General features: G+C 33.5%; 17 protein-coding genes. 10 read left to right on the top strand and 7 right to left on the bottom strand.

The genetic code is table 11. The annotated features are described in order from the left end of the window. The first annotated feature begins 321 nt into the window (after nt 1-321). Complete coding sequence (locus tag ACIQ2J_RS13780; protein ID WP_396170868.1) at nt 322-843, top strand: hypothetical protein; 522 nt, start codon at nt 322-324, stop codon at nt 841-843. A gap of 19 nt (nt 844-862) precedes the next feature. Here ACIQ2J_RS13780 and ACIQ2J_RS13775 read toward each other — a convergent pair whose 3' ends face one another. Next, complete coding sequence (locus tag ACIQ2J_RS13775) at nt 863-2,947, bottom strand: M1 family metallopeptidase (protein WP_396170866.1); 2,085 nt, start codon at nt 2,945-2,947, stop codon at nt 863-865. Between the two features lie 454 nt (nt 2,948-3,401). Here ACIQ2J_RS13775 and ACIQ2J_RS13770 point away from each other — a divergent pair, with 454 nt between their 5' ends. The 8 genes from ACIQ2J_RS13770 (at nt 3,402) to ACIQ2J_RS13735 (ending at nt 17,210) form a co-directional block, all read left to right on the top strand. Next, nucleotides 3,402-4,862 (top strand): glycoside hydrolase family 30 beta sandwich domain-containing protein, encoded by a 1,461-nt coding sequence (locus ACIQ2J_RS13770; protein WP_396170864.1) that lies wholly within the window; start codon nt 3,402-3,404, stop codon nt 4,860-4,862. A gap of 93 nt (nt 4,863-4,955) precedes the next feature. Then, nucleotides 4,956-7,178 (top strand): beta-glucosidase BglX, encoded by a 2,223-nt coding sequence (bglX, locus tag ACIQ2J_RS13765; RefSeq protein ID WP_396170862.1) that lies wholly within the window; start codon nt 4,956-4,958, stop codon nt 7,176-7,178. Nucleotides 7,179-7,551: 373 nt separating this feature from the next. Then, a complete protein-coding gene (gene recG, locus ACIQ2J_RS13760) occupies nt 7,552-9,660 on the top strand; it encodes an ATP-dependent DNA helicase RecG (RefSeq protein ID WP_396170860.1) in 2,109 nt (702 codons plus the stop codon). Nucleotides 9,661-9,671: 11 nt separating this feature from the next. Then, the gene (locus tag ACIQ2J_RS13755) at nt 9,672-10,535 is read left to right on the top strand and encodes a bestrophin family protein (protein ID WP_396170858.1); all 864 of its coding nucleotides are present in this window, start codon (nt 9,672-9,674) and stop codon (nt 10,533-10,535) included. Between the two features lie 126 nt (nt 10,536-10,661). Beyond that, nucleotides 10,662-11,714, top strand: coding sequence for an efflux RND transporter periplasmic adaptor subunit (locus tag ACIQ2J_RS13750; protein WP_396170855.1), 1,053 nt, complete (start codon nt 10,662-10,664; stop codon nt 11,712-11,714). A 66-nt stretch (nt 11,715-11,780) separates the two neighbouring features. Beyond that, the gene (locus tag ACIQ2J_RS13745; RefSeq protein WP_396170853.1) at nt 11,781-14,867 is read left to right on the top strand and encodes an efflux RND transporter permease subunit; all 3,087 of its coding nucleotides are present in this window, start codon (nt 11,781-11,783) and stop codon (nt 14,865-14,867) included. Between the two features lie 4 nt (nt 14,868-14,871). Continuing rightward, the gene (locus tag ACIQ2J_RS13740; RefSeq protein WP_396170851.1) at nt 14,872-16,173 is read left to right on the top strand and encodes a TolC family protein; all 1,302 of its coding nucleotides are present in this window, start codon (nt 14,872-14,874) and stop codon (nt 16,171-16,173) included. Between the two features lie 113 nt (nt 16,174-16,286). After that, on the top strand, nt 16,287-17,210 hold the full coding sequence (locus ACIQ2J_RS13735) for an AraC family transcriptional regulator (RefSeq protein WP_396170849.1): 924 nt from the start codon (nt 16,287-16,289) through the stop codon (nt 17,208-17,210). Here the strand turns inward: ACIQ2J_RS13735 and ACIQ2J_RS13730 are convergent. The 3 genes from ACIQ2J_RS13730 to ACIQ2J_RS13720 all read right to left on the bottom strand — a co-directional run bounded on the left by ACIQ2J_RS13730 (nt 17,207) and on the right by ACIQ2J_RS13720 (nt 19,109). Beyond that, nucleotides 17,207-17,593: a DUF779 domain-containing protein gene (locus tag ACIQ2J_RS13730; protein ID WP_396170847.1), complete on the bottom strand. Its 387-nt coding sequence runs from the start codon at nt 17,591-17,593 to the stop codon at nt 17,207-17,209. The genes ACIQ2J_RS13735 and ACIQ2J_RS13730 overlap by 4 nt on opposite strands. Nucleotides 17,594-17,671: 78 nt before the next feature. After that, nucleotides 17,672-18,400, bottom strand: a complete 729-nt coding sequence (locus ACIQ2J_RS13725; RefSeq protein ID WP_396170845.1) for a ThiF family adenylyltransferase — start codon at nt 18,398-18,400, stop codon at nt 17,672-17,674. A gap of 52 nt (nt 18,401-18,452) precedes the next feature. Beyond that, complete coding sequence (locus tag ACIQ2J_RS13720) at nt 18,453-19,109, bottom strand: TatD family hydrolase (RefSeq protein ID WP_396170843.1); 657 nt, start codon at nt 19,107-19,109, stop codon at nt 18,453-18,455. A 244-nt stretch (nt 19,110-19,353) separates the two neighbouring features. Between ACIQ2J_RS13720 and ACIQ2J_RS13715 the strand changes: the two genes are divergently transcribed. Beyond that, on the top strand, nt 19,354-20,583 hold the full coding sequence (locus ACIQ2J_RS13715) for an MDR family MFS transporter (RefSeq protein WP_396170841.1): 1,230 nt from the start codon (nt 19,354-19,356) through the stop codon (nt 20,581-20,583). A gap of 330 nt (nt 20,584-20,913) precedes the next feature. On the opposite strand, the gene ACIQ2J_RS13710 is transcribed toward ACIQ2J_RS13715, so the two are convergent. The 3 genes from ACIQ2J_RS13710 to ACIQ2J_RS13700 all read right to left on the bottom strand — a co-directional run bounded on the left by ACIQ2J_RS13710 (nt 20,914) and on the right by ACIQ2J_RS13700 (nt 25,309). Beyond that, complete coding sequence (locus ACIQ2J_RS13710; protein WP_396170838.1) at nt 20,914-22,485, bottom strand: T9SS type A sorting domain-containing protein; 1,572 nt, start codon at nt 22,483-22,485, stop codon at nt 20,914-20,916. A 269-nt stretch (nt 22,486-22,754) separates the two neighbouring features. Then, the gene (locus ACIQ2J_RS13705; RefSeq protein ID WP_396170835.1) at nt 22,755-23,543 is read right to left on the bottom strand and encodes a peroxiredoxin family protein; all 789 of its coding nucleotides are present in this window, start codon (nt 23,541-23,543) and stop codon (nt 22,755-22,757) included. A 218-nt stretch (nt 23,544-23,761) separates the two neighbouring features. Then, nucleotides 23,762-25,309, bottom strand: a complete 1,548-nt coding sequence (locus ACIQ2J_RS13700) for a T9SS type A sorting domain-containing protein (protein ID WP_396170832.1) — start codon at nt 25,307-25,309, stop codon at nt 23,762-23,764. Nucleotides 25,310-26,324: the final 1,015 nt, after the last annotated feature.

The raw sequence follows: 26,324 nt of genomic DNA, 5'->3' as shown, positions 1-26,324 counted from the left end.
AACTAGTTAACGTTATAAAGGATGTAGTTCACGTTCCTTTGCAACTAGTAAGCATTATAAAGGAACTAGTTAACGTTATAAAGGAAGTAGTTAACGTTCCTTTGCAACTAGTTAACGTTATAAAAGAAGTAGTTCCCATTTCTTTGTAACTAGTTAACGTTATAAAGAAACTAGTTCCCATTTCTTTGCAACTAGTTCACGTTATAAAGAAAGTAGTTCCCATTTCTTTGCAACTAAATTTAAAATAGTAATGAAAAACCAAGCTTCAATTTTTAAGGTTAATTCTTTATATTTGTAACCAATTAAAACAGTACAATACAAATGAACACCGACAAAATTATTGAATTAGCTTTTTATATGTTACCGGCATTAGTAACTGGTGCAGTAGCGTATTATTTTTTTCAAATGCACACCCAAAATAGCGAAAACCAAAGACGTTTTATGCTGAAAAGAGAAAACCAAAAACAAGCATTGCCAATAAAACTGCAGGCCTACGAGCGTTTGGCTTTGTTGTTGGAACGTATTTCTCCTACCAAAATAGTAATTCGAATTACCCCTTTAAGCGAAGATAAAACAGAATACCAAAACTTGTTAATTCAGCATATTGACCAAGAATTTGAACATAATTTGACCCAACAAATTTATGTATCGGACGAATGCTGGACGATGATAAGCACTGCCAAAAACTCTACTATTCAAAACATCCGAAAAACGGCTTTAAGTACTGCTGTTTCTTCTGCAAATGAGTTGCGGGAAACTATTTTAACCAATTCTTTGGAAGGCGAATCGGTGAATAATTTAGCTTTGGGTTATTTAAAAACCGAAGTGAAAGAGTTTTTGTAATACCAGTTAAATATAAAAATTACTTTTCTTCCAACAAGCGTTGCAATTGGAATTTTTCGGCCTCAGAAACTTCTAGTAAAATAGCGGCAAACAATTCTCGGAAACCTTCTTTTTTTAACAAAGTTCTAATGCTATCACGTGCAAATCGCACTAGTTGCCATTTGGGATGCGTAGTGGCATTAACTAAATTCTTAAGCACTTTAAGGTTTTTAGGTTCTAAATACAAAGCACTTTCAAAGGCATTTTGACGGATGGAACTCTCGTATTTCGGCGAAGTGTACTCTACCAATTCAAAATAATACTGGGAATATTGCGAGGTAGTAGCGTTATTATATTCTAAATAATACGATAGAAACAAAATCCGCAATCCTTTATCATTTTTACCCACCCAGTTTTTGGCGATTTCTAAATATTTAAATCTATTTTCTGGAAAGTTTTTATACAAATTAGTAAAGGCAATTTCTTTGGTATCGTAGGAGGTATCGTCTAATAAAGTTTCGTATTCCAATAGAAAAGAAGCCGGAATAGTAGTCATCGTTTCCGCTACCGATTGGCGGACTTCTATATCGTTGGTATGCATTGCCAATCGCAATAATGCTTCTTTTTCAATAAACGGAACCTCTTTTATTTGATTAATGATTTCTTTTTTCAAAGCATAAAATCCATTAGATTTCAATACCGCAGTAAAGAAAGCTTCTTTATCTGCAAAGGGTTGGTTCTTTTGTGCTTGAATTTCAAATAAGGTGCGAAGGCAATCGTTTTTCTTTAACAAATTGGTGACTTGATCGGTTGGGAAACGATACTCCTCTAGCCATTCCTTTTGAAATTTTACAATATCAAAGTCGGAAACTGCTGCTATTTCATTTAAGAAATCGGCTGTTTCTACATTTTTAAATTGGTATTTTTTTAAATAATTCTTTACCGCTTTTTTAAAATTCTTTTCGCCAATGGATTCTTGGATAACAAACAATGCCCAAGCACCTTTTTGATAAAAAGAATACGAACTTGCCTTTTCATTTAGAATTGGAATGGTATCGGTTTTAGCTTCTCTTCGCAACAACATCGAATTTTTATACAGTGCATAATAAAAGTAGTCGTCGCCAAAAATCTTGCGTTCTGCCAACAAAGCATAATAGGTTGCAAAGCCTTCTTGCAGCCAATGGTGTTTGCCTGATTTGGCCGTAACCATATCGCCAAACCATTGGTGCGCCAGCTCGTGGGCATTAACATTAAGATAATTTCGGTCGTTAAAACCCGATTCATCGACAACAAAATCTTGAGCAAAGATGGTAGAAGTGGTGTTTTCCATTCCGGCATAAAGAAAATCTTCAACCGGAATTTGACGGTAAATTTTCCAAGGGTACTTCACTCCTATTTCTTTTTCTAGGAAATCAAAAATGGTTTTAGAATCTTTATAAGTGTAGTCAAATTTAGCAGCATCTTTTGGTTGGTAGTACATTTCTAGGGGAATTCCCGAAGCGGAAGTTTGCGTTTGATGGTCAAAATCCCCAATGGCAAGCATCATTAAATAAGAGGACATTGGTTTTTTCATTTCAAAATTCCAAGTGGAATTATTATAATTCGGAATTCCGTTGCATTTAGAATCTCTTCCTTTATATTCACCATTAGAGATTACCTTAAAATTTTTATCGTAATTGATGGATATTTTAAAAATAACCTTCTCATTCACATCATCAAAACTCGGCAACCAATTGCTGGTATACTTCCCCTGCCCTTGTGTCCATATTTGTTGTCCTTTTCCAAGTCCGATGAAATACAAAGTTTGCTTTGGCATTGCTTTATACGAAAAAGAAACTTCGTTGGCACCTTTTTTATATCCTTCAAATAAGATTAGTTCTTTCTTGTTGTTTTTGTAATTAACAGGAGTTCCATTGATAGTAACCTCTGAAAAATACATATTCTTGGCATCTATTCGTATAGAATCTATTTCAGAAAGCACTTTGAATTTATAAACCACAGTTCCATCTATGGACTTGGTTTCAAAATGAGGTGCTACAAATGCAGAACACGTTATAAAATCAACTTTAGTAATTTGCTGTGCTAAAGAAAAAAACGGAATTAATAGAAAAAATAGTTTATTCATTTTAGTTTATTCAAGAATTTACTTCCTAATTACATAATTATTTGAAATGTAAAAATATACTTTTTTTGCTCTTGAATGGAAGATTTTTTTTATCGGGTATTGGCTCGAAATTGCATTCCAAACTAGCTTTGCGGGGAAATTTATGCACCTACTGGATTCTTCTGTAAGTATTGCCTCTTTAGCTTTGTTTCAAATTATTAAGTTAGTCTTTCGTAATTATAGACTCTTTTTGGCACAAAGTCATTAAACCTCGCAGCATTGCGATCTCTTTTAAAAATATTGTAAGACTGATATTAACGATGTATATTTACCCACTTGACTAATGTTGTTCTTTAGAAAGAAAATATTACAATAATCATTAACACTTTGAATATCTATTTTTATTCTAATTTATTGCAGTGATTTTGCAATTTTTTAATGGGATATGCTAACTATTCAATCAATATAAAATTAAATGAATAAAACATTCTTTATTTCAGTGCTACTACTTTCAGTTTCTGTATTTTCACAAATGAAAAACAAATCATCAACAGTAGATTATTCTACCAAAAATAAAACTATTGAAGTCTTTACTTCTGCAGATAGTACGCTGTTTCGTTTATCCAAAACAAATTCCGATTTGAAGTTTGTAGAAATGAAACAACCATCGGAATCTCAAGTTTGTGTTTTTGTAAATCCCGATAAAAAATTCCAAACCTACCTGGGAATTGGTGGTGCAATAACAGATGCAAGTGCCGAAGTTTTTGCAAAATTATCTCCTGAAAACCAAACCGAATTTATTAATGCCTATTATAGTAAGGATAAAGGAATTGGTTATTCTCTTATAAGAACCAACATGAGCAGTTGCGATTTCAGTTCGGATATGTATGATTATATTACCGAAGGAGATAAAAGTTTAAATTCTTTTAACATTGAACACGACAAAAAATTTAAAATTCCGTTAATTAAAAAAGCAATGGAAGCTATTGGAAAGAACGCAAATTTATATATTAGTCCATGGTCACCACCCGCTTTTATGAAAGATAACAACAGTAAACTTCAAGGTGGAAAACTATTGCCCGAGTTCCATCCATCGTGGGCTAATTACTATGTAAAATACATTAATGCGTTACAAAAAGAAGGAATTCCAGTTTGGGGATTGACCATCCAAAATGAACCAATGGCTAAACAACGTTGGGAATCTTGTATTTTTTCTGCAGAAGAAGAAAGAGATTTTCTTAAAAATTATCTTGGTCCGACTTTAGCAAAAGCAGGACTTGGAGATAAAAAAATAACCATTTGGGACCACAATCGCGATTTAATTTCCCAACGGGTTAGCACCATTTTGTCGGACAAAGAAGCTAGTAAATACGTGTGGGGAATTGGATTTCATTGGTACGAAAACTGGAGTGGCGGCGAAATGATGTATGATAATGTTGGGAAAGTAAATGCGATGTTTCCATCTAAAAATCTATTATTTACAGAAGGTTGCGTCGAAAAATTTGATGCAACTAAATACCAACTTTGGAAAAATGGAGAACGTTACGGAAAATCCATGATAAATGATTTTAATAACGGAACCGTAGGTTGGACCGATTGGAATATACTTCTAGACCAAAATGGCGGACCAAATCATGTGGGGAATTTCTGCTTTGCTCCTATTCATGGAAATTTAGCAACCGGAAAATTAATTTACACTCCATCCTATTATTTCATCGGGCATTTTTCAAAATTCATAACTAAAGGTGCTAAAAGAATTAGCAGTGTTGCCAGCAGAAGTCAATTATTAACTACATCCTTTCAAAATCCAGATGGGAAAGTAGTAACCATTGTAATGAATCAAAGTAATATGAAAATAACCTATTATCTTTGCATCGGAATAACAGCATCCGAAATAACAATTTTGCCTCACACAATTCAAACTTTAATCTATTAATAAAAAAAAGTTTAAACGACTTCAAAATAATAATATATTTTTGCAAAACCTATACATCTTAAATTTGTATGGGTTTTATTTTAAGAAAAAATAATGAAAAAAATATCCTTCCCCTTTATCCTACTATTTGTGACCTTATTAGGTTTTTCTCAAACCAAAACCATCGACCAAAAAGTTACTGAGTTATTAGGTAAAATGACTTTAGAAGAAAAAATAGGACAACTAAATCAATATACCAACGATGCCAATCCTACAGGGCCATTAGTAGTAAATCCGAATAAAGAAAGAGAAATCAAAGGCGGTTTATTGGGTTCGATGCTTAATGTTAATGGAGCTGATAGAACTAGAAAATACCAAGAATTAGCCATCCAATCGCGATTAAAAATTCCGTTGTTATTTGCTTTAGATGTTATTCACGGCTATAAAACTACCTTTCCAATTCCGTTAGCCGAAGCCGCTTCTTGGGATTTAGAAGCAATGGAACAATCTGCTAGAATTGCTGCAATAGAAGCCTCTGCAAGTGGAATTCATTGGACCTTTGCACCAATGGTAGATATTTCTCGCGATCCTCGTTGGGGAAGAGTTATGGAAGGTGCAGGAGAAGATACTTATTTAGGTTCTAAAATTGCTTTTGCACGTATAAAAGGTTTTCAAGGAAAATTAGGCGATTTGAATTCCGTTATGGCTTGTACGAAACATTTTGCAGCTTATGGAGCTGCGACAGGTGGCAGAGAATACAATTCTGTTGACATTAGCAACCGAATGCTTTGGGAAGTATATTTACCTCCTTTTAAAGCTGCGGTGGATGCTGGTGCTGCTACCTTTATGAATGCCTTTAACGACATTAACGGAATTCCAGCAACAGCAAACAAATACCTTCAAAGAGACATCTTAAAAGGAAAGTGGAATTTTAAAGGATTTGTAGTTTCCGATTGGGGTTCTATTGGTGAACTAGTTACGCACGGTTATTCCAAAAATGATTCAGAAGCGGCTTATTCTGCAATTACAGCTGGTTCGGATATGGATATGGAAAGCAACTCGTATCGCAACAATTTAGCACAATTAGTAAAAGATAAAAGAGTGCCAATAGCAACAATTGATGATGCTGTAAAACGTATTCTTCGCAAGAAATTTGAATTAGGTTTGTTTGAAGATCCTTTTAGATATTGCAATCAAGAGCGCCAAGATGCAGCAATAAACAATCCAGAACACGCCAAAATTGCAAGAGTAATTGCAGCAAAAAGTATTGTTTTATTAAAAAATGAAAGAAACATTTTACCGCTTTCCAAAGAAACAAAAACTATAGCTTTTATCGGACCAATGGTGAAACCAAAACGAATTAATCATGGTTTTTGGGCAGTAAATTTAAAAGAAGTGGATTCTACTTACATCGTTTCGCAATGGGAAGGTTTGGAAAATAAAGTAGGTAAAAATGCTAAGTTGCTTTACGCAAAAGGATGTGATATTGAAGGAACCAATAAAGCAGGTTTTCAAGAAGCTATAGATATTGCCAATCAATCGGAGGTGGTAATTGTGAGCATCGGAGAACGATACAATATGAGTGGAGAATCTAAAAGTAGAAGTAATATCCACTTGCCAGGTGTTCAAGAAGAGTTGATTAAAGAATTGCAAAAAACAGGAAAACCAATTGTAGTCCTTATTAATGCTGGCCGTCCTTTAATATTTAATTGGACTGCCGATAATATGCCAACTATAGTTTATACTTGGTGGCTAGGATCGGAAGCAGGAAATGCCATTGCAGATGTGCTTTTTGGAGATTATAACCCATCGGGGAAATTACCAATGACTTTTCCAAGAGAAGAAGGGCAAATTCCAATTTATTATAATCATTTCAATACTGGAAGACCCTCAATTAATGAAGAAAAATTGTATAAATCCAGCTATATTGATTTGCCAAATACACCTAAATTTCCTTTCGGATATGGATTAAGTTATACCACTTTCAATTATTCGAATCTGAAATTGTCTAAAACAAAAATGAAAGCCAGTGAAACTATAGAAGTTACAATGGACATCACAAATACGGGTAAATATGAAGGGGAAGAAGTGGTTCAATTGTATCTTCAAGATAAATATGCATCCTTAATTCGACCAATTATAGAATTAAAAGATTTCCAAAAACTAAAATTAGGTATTGGACAAACTAAAACTATTAAATTTGTAATTGACAATCAAAAGTTGTCTTTTTATAACGAAAAGTTAGAATTTAATTCGGAACCAGGAGATTTTAATTTAATGGTTGGTTCTTCTTCGGAGGATATTCGTTTAAAAAGCAGTTTTGAATTGATTAAATAAACGAGATGTTTATATTTAATCCATCATTTAAAAATCCTGCAAAGTTTTTTTTAAAATGAAGCGTTTTCAAATTTCCCAATAAAATCTTATATTCGCTTTTGGAAAGAATATAGAAAAAAGAAAAAAGAATATAGAAAAAAGAATATAGAAAAAAGAATATAGAAAAAAGAATATAGAGAAAAGAAAAAAGAATACAGAAAAAAGACTAAAGAAAAGAATAAAAGCAATAAGACAACCTGTTTCTATTTTCTAACATCTAAATTCTATTTTCTAACATCTAAATTCTATTTTCTATTTTCTAACATCTATAATCTATATTCTTTTTTCTAAATTCTATTTTCTAACATCTATATTCCATTCTCTATTATAAAAAATGTCAAACAAACTTCTTCAAACTCCAATAGAATATCTAAAAGGGATTGGTCCTTCGCGAGGGGAATTACTTCGTAAGGAACTGAATATCCATAGGTATGGAGATTTGATGAATTTGTTTCCCAATAGATATATCGACCGAACGCGGTATTATAAAATTAATGAACTTCAAAATTCTACTGCCGAAGTTCAAATTATTGGTAAAATTATCCACATTAAAACCGTGGAATTTGGTAAAAACCAAAAACGAATAGTGGCTTCATTTACCGATGAAACCGGTCAAATAGAACTTACTTGGTTTCAAGGCGTAAAATGGATTCGGGAAAGTTTAAAACTCAACGAAGTGTATGTCATCTTTGGGAAAACTACTAATTATGGAGCACAATATTCTATGGCGCATCCCGAAATGGAATTGCTAGAAGAACACAAAGCTAGTTTGCGAAGTGCCATGCAACCCGTGTATCCAAGTACCGAAAAACTAACCCAACGAGGTGTTACCAATAAGGTTATTAATAAAGCCATGCAGCAATTGTTTCTGGAAATAAAAGGGCAGTTTATAGAAACCTTGCCCAATTATTTGATGGATCAATTGAAGCTTATTCCTAAGAATGAGGCAATGTTTAATATTCATTTCCCAAAAAGTCAAGAGCTTTTGGCGAAAGCACAATTTCGATTGAAATTTGAAGAATTGTTTTTTATACAATTGCAATTGATTACCAAAAATCTCATTCGAAAACATAAAATTAAAGGACATCCATTCGATAAAGTGGGCGAAAACTTCACCGATTTTTACAACAATCATTTGCCTTTTGAATTGACCAATGCGCAAAAAAGAGTCATCAAAGAAATTAGAAACGACATGGGTAGCAATGCCCAAATGAATCGTTTATTGCAAGGCGATGTAGGCTCTGGAAAAACTATTGTAGCGTTAATGTGCATGCTTTTGGCAAAAGACAACGGCTTCCAAAGTTGCTTAATGGCACCAACCGAAATCTTAGCCAACCAACATTTTATAGGATTGTCAGAACTTGCAAAAGATTTAAATATTACCATTAAACTACTTACGGGTTCCACCAAAACTTCCGAACGAAAAATCATTCACGAAGCCCTTGAAAACGGAACCTTAGACATTCTAATTGGCACCCACGCTTTATTAGAAGATAAAGTGAAATTTCAAAATTTAGGCTTGGCCGTAATAGACGAACAACACCGTTTTGGCGTAGAACAACGCTCTAAATTGTGGAAGAAAAACGAAATCCCTCCACATGTTTTGGTCATGACTGCTACTCCAATTCCTAGAACTTTAGCCATGAGTTTGTATGGCGATTTGGATATTTCAGTTATTGACGAATTGCCTCCGGGCAGAAAAGCCATTCAAACGGTGCATCGATTTGATTCCAATAGATTAAAAGTTTGGAAATTCCTTAAAGATGAAATAGCCAAAGGAAGGCAGATTTACATTGTCTATCCTTTAATTAACGAAAGTGCCACCCAAGATTATAAAGATTTAATGGACGGTTACGAAAGTATTTCTCGTGATTTTCCGTTGCCACAATACAGCATTTCAATAGTTCATGGGCAAATGAAACCTGCCGAAAAAGAAGCCGAAATGCAACGCTTTGTTGCTGGAAAAACCAACATCATGGTAGCCACAACCGTGATTGAAGTTGGTGTTAATGTGCCCAATGCCAGTGTGATGGTGATTGAAAGCACTGAACGTTTCGGGTTATCCCAATTACACCAATTGCGAGGTCGTGTAGGTCGTGGCGCCGAGCAAAGTTATTGTATTTTAATGACGGGCTTCAAATTAGGAAACGACAGCAAAACCCGTATTGAAACGATGTGTAAAACCAACGACGGATTTGAAATTGCCGAAGTCGATCTTAAACTCCGAGGTCCAGGCGACATTATGGGAAAACAACAAAGTGGTGTTTTGAATTTGCAAATTGCCGATTTGGTAAAAGATAGAGATATTCTAATGCTAGCAAGAGAACACGCACTAAAACTTTTGAAAGACGATGCGGCAATGACCAAGCCCGAACACCAAAAAATGAGAGAAATTTTTATAGAAATGAGTGCCAAAAAGAACATTTGGAACTACATTAGTTAAAACAAAAAAACATGGTACAATACAACCCCAAAGACTGGATTACTTTTATTTTTAAATTTCATAAATCGGATACTTTCCGACAGTTGATTCCACTGATGCTATTCATAGGATTTTACTCAGGAATCATCTGTTATATGGAAATGGATTATTTTAAATTGGATGAAACGAGCCATGTAAAAGGCATTTCGATTATGCACACCACCGTTGGTTTTGTATTGTCTTTATTGCTTGCCTACCGCACCAATACTGCTTACGATCGTTGGTGGGAAGGACGAAAATTATGGGGTGCATTAGTGAATAATTCTAGAAATTTAGCGATAAAACTTTCCGTTATTTTACAGGAAGAAAAAGACCGTCATTTTTTTAGAAGATTGATTCCGGGTTATGCTTCTATTTTGCAAAAGCATTTAACCAATGAGGAATCTGCCAAAGTACTTTTTGAAGATTTAGATTTGGAAATAGACCACCAAAAACACCGTCCGAATCAAATTGCTAAAATGATTTTTCAAAAGGCAAACGATTTGTATAAATCCGGAAAAATAACGGGTGACCAATTGATTATACTAAATTCCGAATTGCAATCTTTCACCGATGTTTGTGGTGCTTGCGAACGCATAAAAAACACCCCAATTCCTTATTCTTACAGTGCTTTTATTAAAAAATTTATTTTCTTTTACATCATGACTTTGCCTTTTTCGTTTGCCTTTACCTTAGGATATTATGTAATTCCAGTAGTTATTTTTATCTTTTATGTACTAGCAAGTTTGGAATTAATTGCCGAAGAAATTGAAGATCCGTTTGGTTTAGACGAAAACGATTTACCTATTGCAAAAATAGCCAGCAACATTAAAAAACACGTGGAAGAGCTTCTGTAATGTGAGTTTTATACTATTATTTAAACGTTAAATAAAAATCAAATGTAACTTTATTTACTCTTACATGGTATAAATTTGTGTTTATAGCATTTTAAGTTATTAATGCCTCAAATCACTTTCCATAAAATGAAAATAAAATACATCCTAATTACTTTAGTAGTTTTATCGCTTGGCGGATTAATTGCTTATCGAATAACCAAAAATGGAGCCGAAGGCGGCAAAGGAAAAAGCGATAAAAAAGACCCAATTGCAGTTACTGGATTAGTCATAAAAGGGCAAACTTTTGACAATAATTTATCGTTATCAGGTTCAATTGATGCTAACGAGCAAGTGGAAATTCGCAGCGAAGTTTCTGGTTTAGTAGAACGTATAAATTTCCAAGAAGGCAGCAACGTTACTAAAGGGCAAGTGCTTTTCAAAATTAATGATATCGAATTAAGAGCCCAATTGGCACAAGCCAAAACCAAAGAAACTTTAGCATTCGAGAACGAACGAAGAGCCAAATTATTACTTCAAAAAGAAGCCATCAGCCAAGAAGAATACGATATTGCAAGTGCTGATTACCGTTCTGCGAAAGCACAAACCCAATTAATAAGTGCCCAAATAGGAAAAACTTCCGTTAAAGCACCTTTTTCAGGAAAGATCGGTTTGCGAAATATTTCACCAGGAACTTATGTAACGCCTACTGTTTTAGTTGCAAATTTGGTAAATGTTGGTAAACTGAAAATCACCTTTTCAATTCCCGAAAAATACGCTTCGCAAATAAAACTAAATACTACTATAAATTTTACGTCTACTAACTCTGCTGAAAAATATACTGCTAAGGTTTATGCTATTGAACCCGGAATTGATATCAACACCAGAACACTTCAAGTTCGAGCACTTGCTGATAATTCTGCAGGAAAATTATTACCTGGAACTTTTGCCAATATCGACTTACCTTTAGATGTAATAAAAGATGCTATTGTGGTTCCTTCGCAAGCAATTGTTCCAATACAAAAAGGGAAGAAAGTGTACATTACTAATAATGGTCAAGCCAAAGAAGTTAAAGTAGAAACAACTAGTAGAACCGATACTTCTGTTTTGGTGCTTTCGGGCTTAAAAATTGGGGATACCCTTATTACTTCTGGAGTAATGTCATTAAAAGATGAAGCTCCTATAAAAGTGACTGTTAAATAGTGTTCCGTTTAGTAAATCCTTCGTTTTCAAAAATTAGAAAACGATAATCCGAAATCAACCAACGCAATGAGTTTATCTACTTTAAGTATAAAAAGACCCGTATTAACCATAGTTCTGAACCTAACCATTATTTTGTTCGGCATTATTGGTTACACTTTTTTGGGTGTACGGGAATTTCCTTCCATTGATCCGGCACAAATATCTATTAGAACCGATTATGCTGGAGCAAATTCCGATATTATCGAATCGCAAATTACCGAACCCATTGAAAAAGCAATTAATTCTATTGATGGAATTAAAAATATTACTTCCTCAAGTGTTCAAGGATCGAGCAATATTACTATCGAATTTAATTTAGATAAAGATTTAGAAACTGCTGCTAATGACGTTCGGGATAAAGTAGCGCTTGCTGCAAAAACACTTCCGAAAGATATTGATGCACCACCTGTAGTTTCTAAAGCCGATGCCAATGCCGATGCCATCATTTCGATGACCATTCAAAGTGATTCTAGAAATCAAATGGATTTAAGTAATTATGCCGAAAATACTATCGGACCAAGATTGGAAACCATTCCAGGAGTAAGTGGTATTCAAATATGGGGACAAAAAAGATATGCCATGCGTTTGTGGATTGACCCAGTAAAATTAGCTGCTTATGGCGTTACGGTTTCCGATGTTAAAGATGCTTTGAACAAACAAAACATCGAATTGCCCTCTGGGAAATTAACCGGAAACAATACCGAGCTTACCGTAAAAACCGTTGGAAACCTTTCTAAACCTGAAGAATTTAACAACATTATCCTAAAAACAGATAACGATAAAACCGTAAAATTCAGTGATATTGGTTTGGCAGAATTAGGTCCTGAAGTTATTGAAACTAAAATGACCCAATCGGGTTCCCCATTAGTTGGTATCGCAATTGTGCCACTTCCGGGAGCAAATTATTTGGATATTTCGGAAGAATTTTATAAGAAATATGACATTCTTAAAAAAGAATTACCCAAAGATATTCATCTAAATATTGCCATTGACAACACCTTATTTGTAAAAAAATCGGTGACGGAAGTAGCCGAAACTCTAGGAATTTCAATTCTATTAGTAATCTTAATTATCTATTTATTTTTTAGAGATTGGGCCATAGCGTTCCGACCATTAATTGATATTCCGGTTTCATTAATTGCAACCTTCTTCATCATGTGGATGTTTGGATTTTCCATCAATGTATTGACTTTGTTAGCAATTGTGCTAGCCACAGGTTTAGTGGTAGATGACGGAATTGTTGTTACTGAAAACATTTTTAAGAAAGTAGAAGAAGGCATGTCACCAATTGAAGCTGCAATTAAAGGATCTAACGAGATATTCTTTGCCGTAATTTCAATTTCCATAACACTGGCGGCGGTATTTTTACCTGTAATTTTCTTAGAAGGATTTGTAGGCCGACTTTTTCGAGAGTTTGGTGTAGTGATTGGTGCTGCAGTACTAATCTCGGCCTTTGTATCTCTTACGTTAACACCAATGTTGAATGCCTATTTGATGAAAGGTGGCGAACAAAAAAAATCAAAATTTTACATTTATACCGAACCTTTTTTTCAGAAACTAAATAGTGGTTATGCAGAATCTTTAAAGGTTTTTATGAAAAAAAAATGGCTTAGTTTTCCAATATTAATTGCTTGTTTCGGATTGATTTATCTGTTTTTTAATATCCTTCAAAAAGAAACCGCTCCTTACGATGATCGAAGTGGTATGATGATGAGTATAACTACTGCCGAAGGTTCGTCTTATGAATATACCGACCGATTTATGCAGGAATTATCACAGCTTATTGACGATTCTATTCCGGAGAAAAAAGTAAGTTTGATTATTACCTCTCCGGGTTTCAATGCTTCAGCCACAAATAGTGGAAGAGTTAGAGTTTCTTTGGTAGATTCGGATAAAAGAAAACGTTCTCAAAAAGAAATTGCGCAAAAACTCACTCAATTAACAAAAAAATATCCCGATGCCAAAACATCGGTTATTGAACAACCTACAATTGCAGTAAATAAGCGAGGTGGATTGCCAATTCAATTTATTATTCAAGCTACTTCTTTTGAGAAATTAGAACAAAAAGTGCCCGAATTTATGGATGAAGTTAGTAAAGACCCTACTTTTTCTATTACCGATGTCAATTTGAAATTTAACAAACCCGAAATCAATGTTACCATCGACCGGGACAAAGCCGAAAGTCTTGGCGTTTCGGTTTTGGATATTGGTCAAACCTTGCAACTTTCGTTAAGTGGACAACGATTTGGTTATTTCATGAAGAACGGAAAACAATACCAAGTCATCGGCCAATTTGAAGAAAAAGACCGCGCCAAACCTTTAGATTTAACTTCCATGTTTGTTAGAAATAATAAAGGAGCATTGATCCAAATGGATAATGTGGTGAAAATTGTAGAGAAAAGTAATCCACCACAACTGTACCATAATAATAGAAACATGTCGGCAACGGTTATGGCAGGTCTTGCTCCAGGCAAAAGCATAGGCGACGGGATTGAAGCTATGAACAGAATAAAAGCCAAAGTTCTAGACGATAGTTTTACAACCGATTTGGGTGGAGAATCTCGAGATTTTGTAGAAAGTGGTTCCAATACTTCGTTTGCATTTGGCTTGGCTTTACTGCTAATTTTCTTAATACTTTCAGCACAATTTGAAAGCTTTATCGATCCGTTAATTATTATCTTAACCGTTCCTATGGCGGTAGCCGGAGCCTTATTTTCACTATGGTTGTTTGGACAAACTTGGAATATTTTTAGTCAAATCGGAACCGTAATGTTAATTGGATTGGTAACCAAAAACGGAATCCTAATTGTAGAGTTTGCTAACCAATTGCGCGAACAAGGAAAATCGAAATACGATGCCATTGTGGAAGCTTCGGAAGCACGACTTCGTCCAATTTTAATGACTAGTTTAGCCATTTCTTTAGGTGCTTTGCCAATTGCATTATCGCTTGGAGCAGCTGCAACCAGTAGAATCGGAATGGGAGTCGTTATCGTAGGTGGAACTATTTTCTCTTTAGTGTTGACACTTTTTGTAATTCCGGCTATCTATTTAATGTGGTCTAAAGCACGTAAACACCACCCCGAATTTGATAATTTAGAAGCATTTGAAAAATAAAAATATGAAGAATTACTTATATTCCGCACTCCTTTTGTTAATTGGAATGCAATTGCAAGCCCAAAGTGTTCTAAAACTAGAAGATGCTGTAAAAATTGCTTTAGAAAACAATTACGATATAAAGATAGCAGCCAATAATTTGAAAATAGACGAAACCAATTCGAGTGCAGGAAATGCCGGAATGTTGCCTACTATTAATGCTACCATTGTTAATACGAATAGCCTTCAAAACATTACCCAAACCCAAGGAGATGGCTCTCAAAAGTCCTTAGATGGCGCAAAAAATCTAGGATTAAATTATGGCGTTGGTTTGGATTGGACTGTTTTTGATGGAATGAAAATGTTTGCCAAACGCGAACAATTGAAAGTGCTTCAAAAACAAGGTGAAGCCTTACTTAAAATGACCATTTTTACCAAAATAAGTGAAGTATATACCACCTATTTTGATTTGGTGCAGCAGCAACAACAATTGGCAGCGTTAGATACTGCATTGGTAATTTCCAACCAACGATTGAACACTGCCCAAAATAGATTTACCATTGGGAAAGCCTCTAAATTGGAAGTTTTAAATGCTCAAGTCGATTTAAATACCGATACTAGTTCGAAATTACTTCAATTGGAAACGTATCTGAATACTAAAATAAAACTGAACGAAATTCTAGCGCGCGATACCGCAACCGAATTTAAAGTTATGGATGCTATTGCTATTGACGACAAACTAGTTTTGCAAGATTTAAAGGCTTTGGCCGAAAAACAAAACGCCCAATTACAAGCGCAAATTCTTGCCAAAAGCAGTTCCGAATTGCAATTGAAACAAGTTAAAGCCGGAAGGTATCCTACCGTTAAAATCAACTCGGGATATAATTTTAGCCACACCGAAGCTTCGTTGGGATTTATAACCCAATCGCAAGGAAGAGGCTTAACTTATGGGTTTTCGGCAGCGCTTCCTTTATTCAATGGGTTTTCCCAATCTCGAAATGAAAAAATTGCTAAATTCCAATTGGATAATGCCAACCTAGTCGTGCAACAACAGCAAACTGCTTTAGCATCCCAATTGGGTACCGCTTTTCAAAGTTATCAAACCAATATGCAATTGACTAAAGTGGAAGAAAAAAACGTGAGCATTGCCAAACAAAATTTAGATATTACCTTAGCAAAATTCAAAATTGGTACCATCACTCCAATAGAATATCGAACTGCTCAATTGAATTATGTGCAAGCTTTAGTTCGCTTTAGTAATGCCCAATTTCAAACCAAATTATACGAAATTAGCTTGAAAGAATTGAGTGGTAGTTTGGGTTTTTAGTTCATTGAATTTTACTAATTCTATAACTATACTAACTAAGCAAATATTTACCTTTGATTTGGACAACGGACTATTATTTTTACTATTTTAGTAATCGAAAATAAAGTAAATAAATGCCTCTAAAATCGTTACTTCATGCTCCTGCCCTAACCCACGAAAAATCGTTGAAAACTTTGGTTGAAAACCGAACCATCTTTTCACTAAATAATTGTGAGTTAAATATTTTTGAGACCTATCAAGAATCGACTTTAATTCCATTAAAATTCAATGATTTGGTGGTTACAAGCATGTTGCGAGGAAAGAAAGTTATGCATCTTTTTGACGATCCAGGTTTTGATTACCTTCCTGGTGAAACCGTTGTGATTCCTTCGAATGTGGAAATGAAAATTGATTTTCCCGAAGCTAGTTTTAATAATCCTACCCAATGTTTGGCTTTGGCAATCGATCAAGCTAAAATTTCAGACACTTTAAATTTTCTTAACGAACGCTATCCCAAAGAAGGCAACAAAAATTTTTGGCAATTAAATTATCAAAATTATTTCTTTTACAATAATGTCGATTTGGCTACGACCATCAATAAGTTGATTAAAGAATGCATGAGCACTTCGATTACCAAAGATGCTTTGGCCGATTTGACTTTACAGGAATTATTGATACGAATTATCCAAACCCAAACCGTAAAACGATACGAAGACGATGCTCCATTTGAAATCAATAGTCCTTTAGCAGCTTCTATCGAATTTATCAAAAAAAATATTCAAGAAAGTATTAATTTGAAAGACTTAAGCGAGAAAGCCTGCATGAGTACAACTTCCTTTTACCGCTATTTCAAAAGAGAATTGGGCATGAGCCCTATAGAATTTATCTTAAATGAAAAGATAAAATACGCCAAGAAGTTATTGAAAAATCCAAAAATCCATGTTAATGAGGTTTCGTATGCCACCGGATTTGAAGATTGCAATTACTTTATTCGTTTGTTTAAAAAACACGAAGGTGTTACTCCAAAGCAATACCAGTTAATGAATGTAAGTCATTAATCATAAGTATTTAATCGAACCTCTTCCAAATTATTGGTTTCCTCTTCGGTGAATAATCTATATTTTACTTGAAAGGTTATACCGTAAGGCGTTTCTAGTGAAAATCCTCCAGGACCAAAGCCGTTGGTTACATCCAAGGTAAAATGGCTGAATTTCCAATATTCAAATAAATCTTTATCCAACCAAAAATCAAATCCTTCTATCTGACCAATACACACATCATTGGTTCTTGGAAAAAAGGCTCCTTTTTCAAAACATTGTGGTTGTGTTCCTTCGCAACAACCTCCAGCTTGATAAAACATCAAATCGCCAAACTTTTCTTGGAGCATTTTTACTACTTCTAATGCTTCTGGAGTAACTCCTAATCGTTTTATTTTTTCCATAAATTTTTAATTAAAGAAATTTGTATTATAATAACCAAGATAGAAAATATATTTATTCAATTTTGAAAGCATTAATCACTAACTAGTAGTTGTAGGCTTTTTGAGCAAATATCGAATTACAGTTTCGGCCATGTACAACCCAAAAAGTCCTGGCATATAACTATTGGTGCCGTAAAAAGATTTTTTATAATTACTTCCGTCGGTCATTTTTAAACTGGTTTCGTCTTGAATTTCGGAAGAGAAAACTACTTTTAGTTTGTCTATTTTAAATTCTTTTAATCGTCTTCGGATGGTTTTGGCAAACATACAATTAACGGTATTGGTAATGTCGGCAACCTTAACTTTGGAGGCTTCCATTTTTCCGCCGGCTCCCATAGAGGATATGATTTTTACGCGTTTGCGTTTGGCGCCGATAATCAAATTTAGTTTTGGTGTTACGCTATCGATGCAGTCTAAAACGTAATCGTATTTTTCTTCTACAATTTCAAAGGCACGCTCAGGGGAAAGAAATTCTTGTACTTTGATTAAATTCAATTCGGGATTGATATCCATTAATCGGTTACCAACTACTTCAATTTTAGACATTCCAATAGTGGAATGTAAAGCAGGTAATTGACGGTTAATGTTAGTGATATCCACCACATCGCCATCTACAATAGTTAGGTTGCCAACTCCTGCACGAGCCAAAAATTCGGCCGCAAAAGAGCCTACTCCTCCTACTCCAACGATTAATACATTTGCGTTTTTAAGGTTTTGCAATCCTTCGGCTTTAAATAATAATTCTGCTCTTTCTTGCCACTTTGCCATTTTTGTCATTGCGAGGAACGAAGCAATCGCATCCTCTATTTTTATGTTACTATTAGATTTTAGATTTATTGAAAACAGAATTAAAATTGGAATTTATAATTTCTTTCAAATCTTGTAGGTGTATGTTTTTATATTTTGCTGCTAAGATATAAACTTCTTCTAAAGTTTCTTCTATGGTATCGGTTTCTAGAAAAAATCTATCGTTAGGAATGGATTGAAAAACCGACTCTAATTCAGGGTTTCGCAATAAAAATTTTCCGAAGGAAAGATACAATCCGTTATCGATTAATTGTTTGGCTACTTGTTGGTTTTTAGAAAATCCGTGGATAATTATGGGAACCGTAATTTGCAATCGGTTTTTAATTGCAATCAATTCGTCAAAGGCAGCAACCAAATGCAATACCAAAGGCTTTTGGTATTTTTCTGCAAGGGTAATTTGTTTTTCAAAAACTGCTATTTGTACTGCCATCGGAATTTCGATTCGTTTGTCTAATCCGCATTCGCCAAGGGCTAAACATTCTTTTAACTGCAATTTTTCTTCGATGATTTTTAAATCGATTTCCAATCGATTTTCGTTGCTGTACCACGGATGAATTCCGATAGAATAATTCGGAATTGCCGCATCAAATTCCCATGGGTATTGATTTACCAATTCTAAAATGGTGGGATTGTTGGAGAACTTGTGGGTGTGTAAATTGAAAAATTGCATGGAGCAAAATTAATTTATAAAAACAGAAATTCACAAGTTCTCCTAAATTTTATTTTAGCTAAATATTTACCGTTAAGTTTAGCCCAGATAGCAGCGGAAATCCTTTTCTTTTTTTTCTTTAAAAAAAGAAAAGATTACTTCACAAAACTTTATTTTAATTGGAGTTCCGTGAATATATTTGCAGCGTATAGCTGGAAATAGCTCCTTAAAAAAATTGTAACTTTGCAATTAAGCAAATTTGAATATGATTAAAAACGCACTTCGAAAATATTTAAATAATTTTAAAGGATTTTCTAGAGAAATCTGGATACTTACGCTCGTTACATTTATCAACCGTGCGGGGACGATGGTATTGCCGTTTTTGTCGAAATATTTAAAGGAAAATTTGCATTTTTCTTATAGTCAGGTGGGTTGGATTATGGTTTGTTTTGGTGCTGGATCTATGATTGGATCTTGGCTTGGAGGAAAATTATCAGATAAAATTGGGTTTTATAGAATCATGATCTTTAGTTTGCTTACCACTGGGCTAGCGCTTTTTGTATTGCAATACATTACGACGTTCATTGGACTTTGCGTTTCTATGTTTTTACTGATGGTGGTTGCCGATATGTTTCGACCGGCAATGTTTGTTTCGCTGAATGTGTATGCCAAACCTGAAAATAGAACGCGTGCCTTGACTTTGGTGCGGTTAGCAATAAATCTTGGATTTGCTGCTGGACCTGCATTGGGTGGATTAATCATTATGAATATTGGCTACAAAGGATTGTTTTGGGTGGATGGTGCTACGTGTATTATTGCTATTTTAATTTTTTGGATGAAAGTGCAGGAGAAGAAAGGACCGCTGATTTCGAAGGAGGAAAAACAAAGTTTAGAAGCCAATCGGAAATCGGTTTTTAAAGACCGTCCGTTTTGGATATTTTTGGTAAGTTGTGTGATTTCGGGGGTGTTGTTTTTTCAACTTTTTACTACGTTGCCCTTGTACCATAGGGAACAATTTGATATGACTGAGTTGCAAACGGGGCTGCTCTTAACGATGAATGGGATTATGATTTTCTTTCTCGAAATGCCAATTGTAGGTTATGTGGAGCGCAACAAAACAGATAAGGTGAAAATGGTAACCATTGGGTGTTTGCTTATGGGTATTAGTATGTTTTTGCTTTTATTCAATACTTGGGTGGGGATTTTAGTGGTGATGATGCTCTTTATGACGTTTGCCGAAATGTTTGTTTTTCCGTTTTCTAATTCGTTTGCGATGAGCAGAGCGCCTAAAGGTCATGAAGGTCGGTACATGGCAATATTTACAATGAGTTATAGTTTGGCGCATATTTTAAGCGCTAAAGTGGGAATGGGAATTATTGACCACTGGGGATATCAAGCCAATTGGGCTTTTATGGGAACTTTGGGAGTGGTGGCTTTTGTGCTTGGAATTTGGACGATGAAGTTGGTTAGTAAGGAGAATATAGATAATAGATAATAGATAATAGATAATAGATAATAGATAATAGATAATAGATAATAGATAATAGATAATAGATAATAGATAATAGATAATAGATAATAGATAATAGATAATAGATAATAGATATCAAGTCTAGTTTAAACAAAATGAGCCTGATAGAATATCGAGCTCATTATTACCAAAATTAATTATAAATTTGTCTAAACTTTTGGATTCAGTCTATTTTTGTTGTAATTTGTGTTGCTCTTTACTCGCATTGAGAGCACGAAATGCAATTTAGCTATTGATGCAAATACGCATTATCTGGATTAGTTTATTTGATTTTGCGTTCGGTTTATATCTACATTAATTACTTTTAATTATTTTAAAACTACCATTTCTATTTCCACTATTTATTTTCACAAAATATAAGCCTTCGTTTAAAGTTTCTAAATTAATTTTTTGAAGTGGTTTGTCCGAATAATAAACAATTTTACCTAAAACATTAAATATTGTAATAGTATCAATAATGATATCATTAGAGCTTTCAATATTTAAGATACTACGAACAGGATTTGGAGATAAAGTAAAATCGTTATTACTAAATTCATTATTTGAAAAAGTTTCATCTTTGATTCTTAACATTGCAAAACCACAATATGGAGCAGTTGTAAATAATTGTGCGGAAGTGTATCCACCAATTAAAATTCTATCATTATTATCTTTAATCAACACTGAAGCTGAATCATAAGTAGTTGTAAAACTATTTGGTTGAGGAAAACTATAACTATAAGTTCCAGTTTGGTTAAAAGTTGTATCCAAAGATCCGTCTAAATTTCTTCTTGTAATATTAAAATCTGGTTGGCAATTATTTATGCAATCTAGAATGTAAATTTTGTCAACATCAACTAAATATTTAGTTACAGCTGAATTATTTATTGTGGCAAAATCAACGATACTAAGTGAATTTAAAGTATTAATAGTTTCTAAAGTTGAAATATCTATTTTTTGTATTTTGTCATATCCTCCAGACATTGAACCAAAAGTTAGATTGTAATACAAGTCATTGTTTATGAGATAACATTCTTTAAAACTAGAACCACATGGACACAAACCATCTATAAGAACTATTTTTTTTAAACCGTTGTTTCCAAATGTTGAATTTAAACTTCCGTATTCGTCAATATGTAAGAAGGTCACCGAATGCTCACTTGTAGTATTATTATTGGATATGTTTCCAATAATGAGTAATCCATCATTATAATCATATATTTTTTCTGCACTATTTCCATCAATTGAAGTGAATTTTTTTAATCCTGAAGAATCAAAATCAAGATTTACTATTCCATTGATATTCATTTTAACAGCAAAAAGATTTCTTCTTATCACATTATCGGTGTATACGATACTACCAATGGCAAAGTAATTATCGTTTTTATAAACTATATCCGTAATACCATCAGAAAAAGGGTCGTTACTGTAAAGATTACCAATATTGATAGTAACTATTCCATTATTCCCAAATGTTGTGTCAAGTATACCGTCTATGCTCATCTTTGCGATAAATCCATAAAGTAAATTAGAATTGGAGTCTTGCGTTTTACCAAAAACAAAAATATTGTTATTAATTATTTTACTGCTTTTAATTATTATTGGGCAGTCTGAACAATTCGGAATTATTATTCTAGAGTATCCTAAAGTGCCAAAATTATAATCAACAGTCCCGTCATAATTAAAACAACTTAATTGAGTTTTTTGAGTGAAAATATATTTGTTATTTTCAAAAAAAACGTTTCTTGGTGCTTGATCATTATCATAATACTTATTGTAATTTGTAACTACAGAGCCAATTCCTCCAAATGAAACATCCGGAATATAATTTTGCGCATTTAAAAAAGCACTAATAGAAAATACAAGTAAAAAAAATATATTTTTCATGGTTAATTATTAATTTGTTTCTACTTAAAAACTGACGACTAAAACGATAGGGTATTTGCAATTCGTTGAAGGGAACTATCTGAGATATTTGGGTTATAATTTATTATTCATTGGATTCTATAGTTGCTCGATAGCGAGGATTTACATTCCATTACCGCCATTAACTTCAAAACAAATATAGATGAAAAAACTACAACTTATTGATGTATTTGTTGTTGCTTATACCCGCATTGTGGTCACGGAATGGAATTCCGAGTTATCCGGGGTAATTATTTTGTTAAAGATTCATCTATTTTATTTTTTAATTTTTTTAAAACGTTTACTACTAAAACATCATTTATATATTCGACTTCTCCATTTTTATTTATTAAAATATTGTACGGATAATGTGGTATTTTAAATTTTTCTATTAATAATTTCCCATTAGGAATAATAGTAAAATCCAGTTTATGATTTAATAAAAATTTATCAATAGTCTCTTTATTATTAAAAGTAACAGCAAAAAATTCTACAGGTTGTGATTTGTATTTTTCTTTTAATTCGTTCAATTCTGGAAATTCAGCTACACAAGGTTTACATTGAGTAAACCAAAAATTTAACACTATTACTTTACCTTTAAGATTTACAAGATTAAATTTAAATCCATTAATATCTTCAAGATTAAGTTCATTTATTATTGTTCCCTCTAATTTATTTCTGAACTCTTTTTCTTGCTTCAGTTTATTTTTATATTCTATTTTTCGATTCTTAACTTCTTCTTTGTTCAATTCTCTATTCAAAATTAAAAGTTCATTGTTTATTGTATCCTTCAAAAGAATTTGAATATAGTTTTGAATTTTAGAGTTTTTAATTAAAGAATCCTGTACTTTTTTTGTGCAAGGATTTCCATTCTCTAATATTGATTTTATATTAATTTTCGGATTTTTATTTTGGATTTCTATAAACTCTTTTCGTTCTATTTTTTTATAATCTTTAATATTAAATTTATTTTCTTGACTAACTAAATAGTTGCTAATGAAAGAAAATAAAATTATAAAAAATATGTTTTTTGTTTTCATAGAATCATCTTATTAATACATCTCTCTAATAGCTTGGATTTACAATCCGTGACCACCATCAACTTCAAAACAAATATAGATAAAAAAACTACAACTATTGTTGTAGTTTGTGTTGCTTTTACTCGCATTGTGGGCAAAGAATGCAAATTCGAGCTATCTGGGTTATCGTTTTATTTGACGATTTTAAATTCGATTTGGAACTACTTTAAAAAAATAAATTATGTTTTTATCAATTTAAAAGTAATGGTTCCTTCTAATTTAACAATATAAATTCCTGTGGCCAATTCTTGAATAGAAATTGGGGTATTATCAACTTTAAATGATTTAATTTTTTCGCCTAAAAGGTTATAAATAAACCCGGTAGAATTTTTTTTTACATTTGAAATAGTAAAAAAATCGGTTGATGGATTTGGATATAAAATAGCCGTTTCGAGATCAAAGTCCGTTGTATTTAAATTTGTAGCATTAATTTTTGAAAGTATAGGATAAAATTTAAATTGATCTGTTTCCACATGCTGAAGAGCATCAAAATTGCTTGTTCCTCGCATCAATCCTGAAACAAAAATAGCTCCTGAACTATTTGTTGTAACGCCATCAAATCGATCGGTATCAGTACCTCCAGCGGTTTTTGCCAATAAAATAGTTCCATCGGAATCGTATTTTAAAACCAAACCGTCTTGATATATGGTAGAATTGGTAGTGATACTATTTCCCCAATTTACGGTACCCGAAGTGCTTCCTGCGAAATACACGTTTCCAGAAGTGTCTAAATTAAGAAACTTTCTTTTCCCAACAAAAACCCTTCCTGTTCCAGTACCAAGAACTTCTCGAAGCCATTGAAAAGTTCCTGTTGAATTAAGTTTTGAAAGAAAAAAGTCATAGCCGCCATTTGGACCTTGGGCAGTGATGCCTCCAAAAGTATAAGCGCCATAAAGTGTTGAACTAAAATACACTTCATTTTGACTTTTTGCTTTTACTTGTGGTTCCGAACACGTAATATCTTGAACAAATTTCACCCATTGATACACTCCGGTTGGACTATATTTTACAATATAGGTATTGTAGGAAAATGTTGCGGGCACTAACACATTTGCATATTTTGAATTGGTATTTGCGCAACCGCCAGCAGCATAAATATAGCCTTCATTATCAATACTAATAGAAGAAATTAAATTAACATTTTGTTGTTCAATAGTAAGAAGTACAACGCCGTTTGAATCTAATTTTTTAATATACGAATAATTATAATTATCATAGGCTATATAAACTGCATCATTTGCATCAATTGCAATGCTTTTAAAGTGATTTATCGAGGAAACAAAGGTAGTCAATGCTATATGCCAAAGATAATTTCCATTTGCATCCAGCTTTATTAGTAATGGTTTTGCGCCAGAATCGGTTGTTGAAATGGTAACATTATCAATAGTCATAGATTGAATATAAGACGCTGCGATATATATATTTCCAGAAGAGTCCGATTGCATATCATAAATTTGCACTTTACCTGTAATAGTTTTTGAAAACAACAATTGCCCCGTTGTATCGTATTTATTATAAAATAAATCGCCAAAAACATCATTGTACAGATAGGAATTGTTTACAAACCCCGAAAGATATATATTTCCTGAAGCATCGCAAGTGGTTAGATAACCTATTAAACTTGGACTGGAGTTGAATATAATGGACGGCGATTGAAGCCACTCAAATGATTGAGAGTTCATAGATAACGTATACAAAAATATAAGGTAAAGTATAGCTTTTTTCATGTAAATTATTTTAAATAAGATTTCCAAATATAATTTTTAATTTAGAATTTAATACTATTTCTGATTTTATTTCAACTTTTTTCCTAATTGCTTAATTTTATTAAAGTGTTTTTAGAATACCATGGATTGTTTTTGAATTAACAAAGTTTAGGCACACAGATGACGCGGATGGGGCTGATGGTAACGGATTTTGTTTATTGTTATGACTGTATATTACTTAAATTTAAGCATTTCCATTTGTGTTTCTGGCTAAGAAAGAACCCGATAGCAGGGTTTTGCAATCCGTATTGGCACACAGATGACGCGGATGGGGCTGATGGTAACGGATTTTAGTTTACTGTTATGACTGTATATTACTTAAATTTAAGCGTTTCCATTTGTGTTTCTGGCTAAGAAAGAACCCGATAGCAGGGTTTTGCAATCCGTATTGGCACACAGATGACGCGGATGGGACTGATGGTAACGGATTTTGTTTATTGTTATGACTGTATATTACTTAAATTTAAGCATTTCCATTTGTGTTTCTGGCTAAGAAAGAAACCGATAGCAGGGTTTTGCAATCCGTATTGGCACACAGATGACGCGGATGGGACTGATGGTAACGGATTTTAGTTTACTGTTATGACTGTATATTACTTAAATTAAGCGTTTCCATTTGTGTTTCTGGCTAAGAAAGAACCCGATAGCAGGGTTTTGCAATCCGTATTGGCACACAGATGACGCGGATGGGGCTGATGGTAACGGATTTTGTTTATTGTTATGACTGTATATTACTTAAATTTAAGCGTTTCCATTTGTGTTTCTGGCTAAGAAAGAACCCGATAGCAGGGATATGCAATCTGTATTGGCACACAGATGACGCGGATGGGGCTGATGGTAACGGATTTTAGTTTACTTTTATGACTGTATATTACTTAAATTAAGCGTTTCCATTTGTGTTTCTGGCTAACGAAGAAACCGATAGCAGGGTTTTGCAATCCGTATTGGCACACAGATGACGCGGATGGGGCTGATG

The organism is Flavobacterium sp. (assembly GCF_044357305.1).
GTDB lineage: Bacteria > Bacteroidota > Bacteroidia > Flavobacteriales > Flavobacteriaceae > Flavobacterium.
Note: the sequence above shows the minus strand (reverse complement) of the source record. Positions and strands in the feature narration are given on the sequence as shown.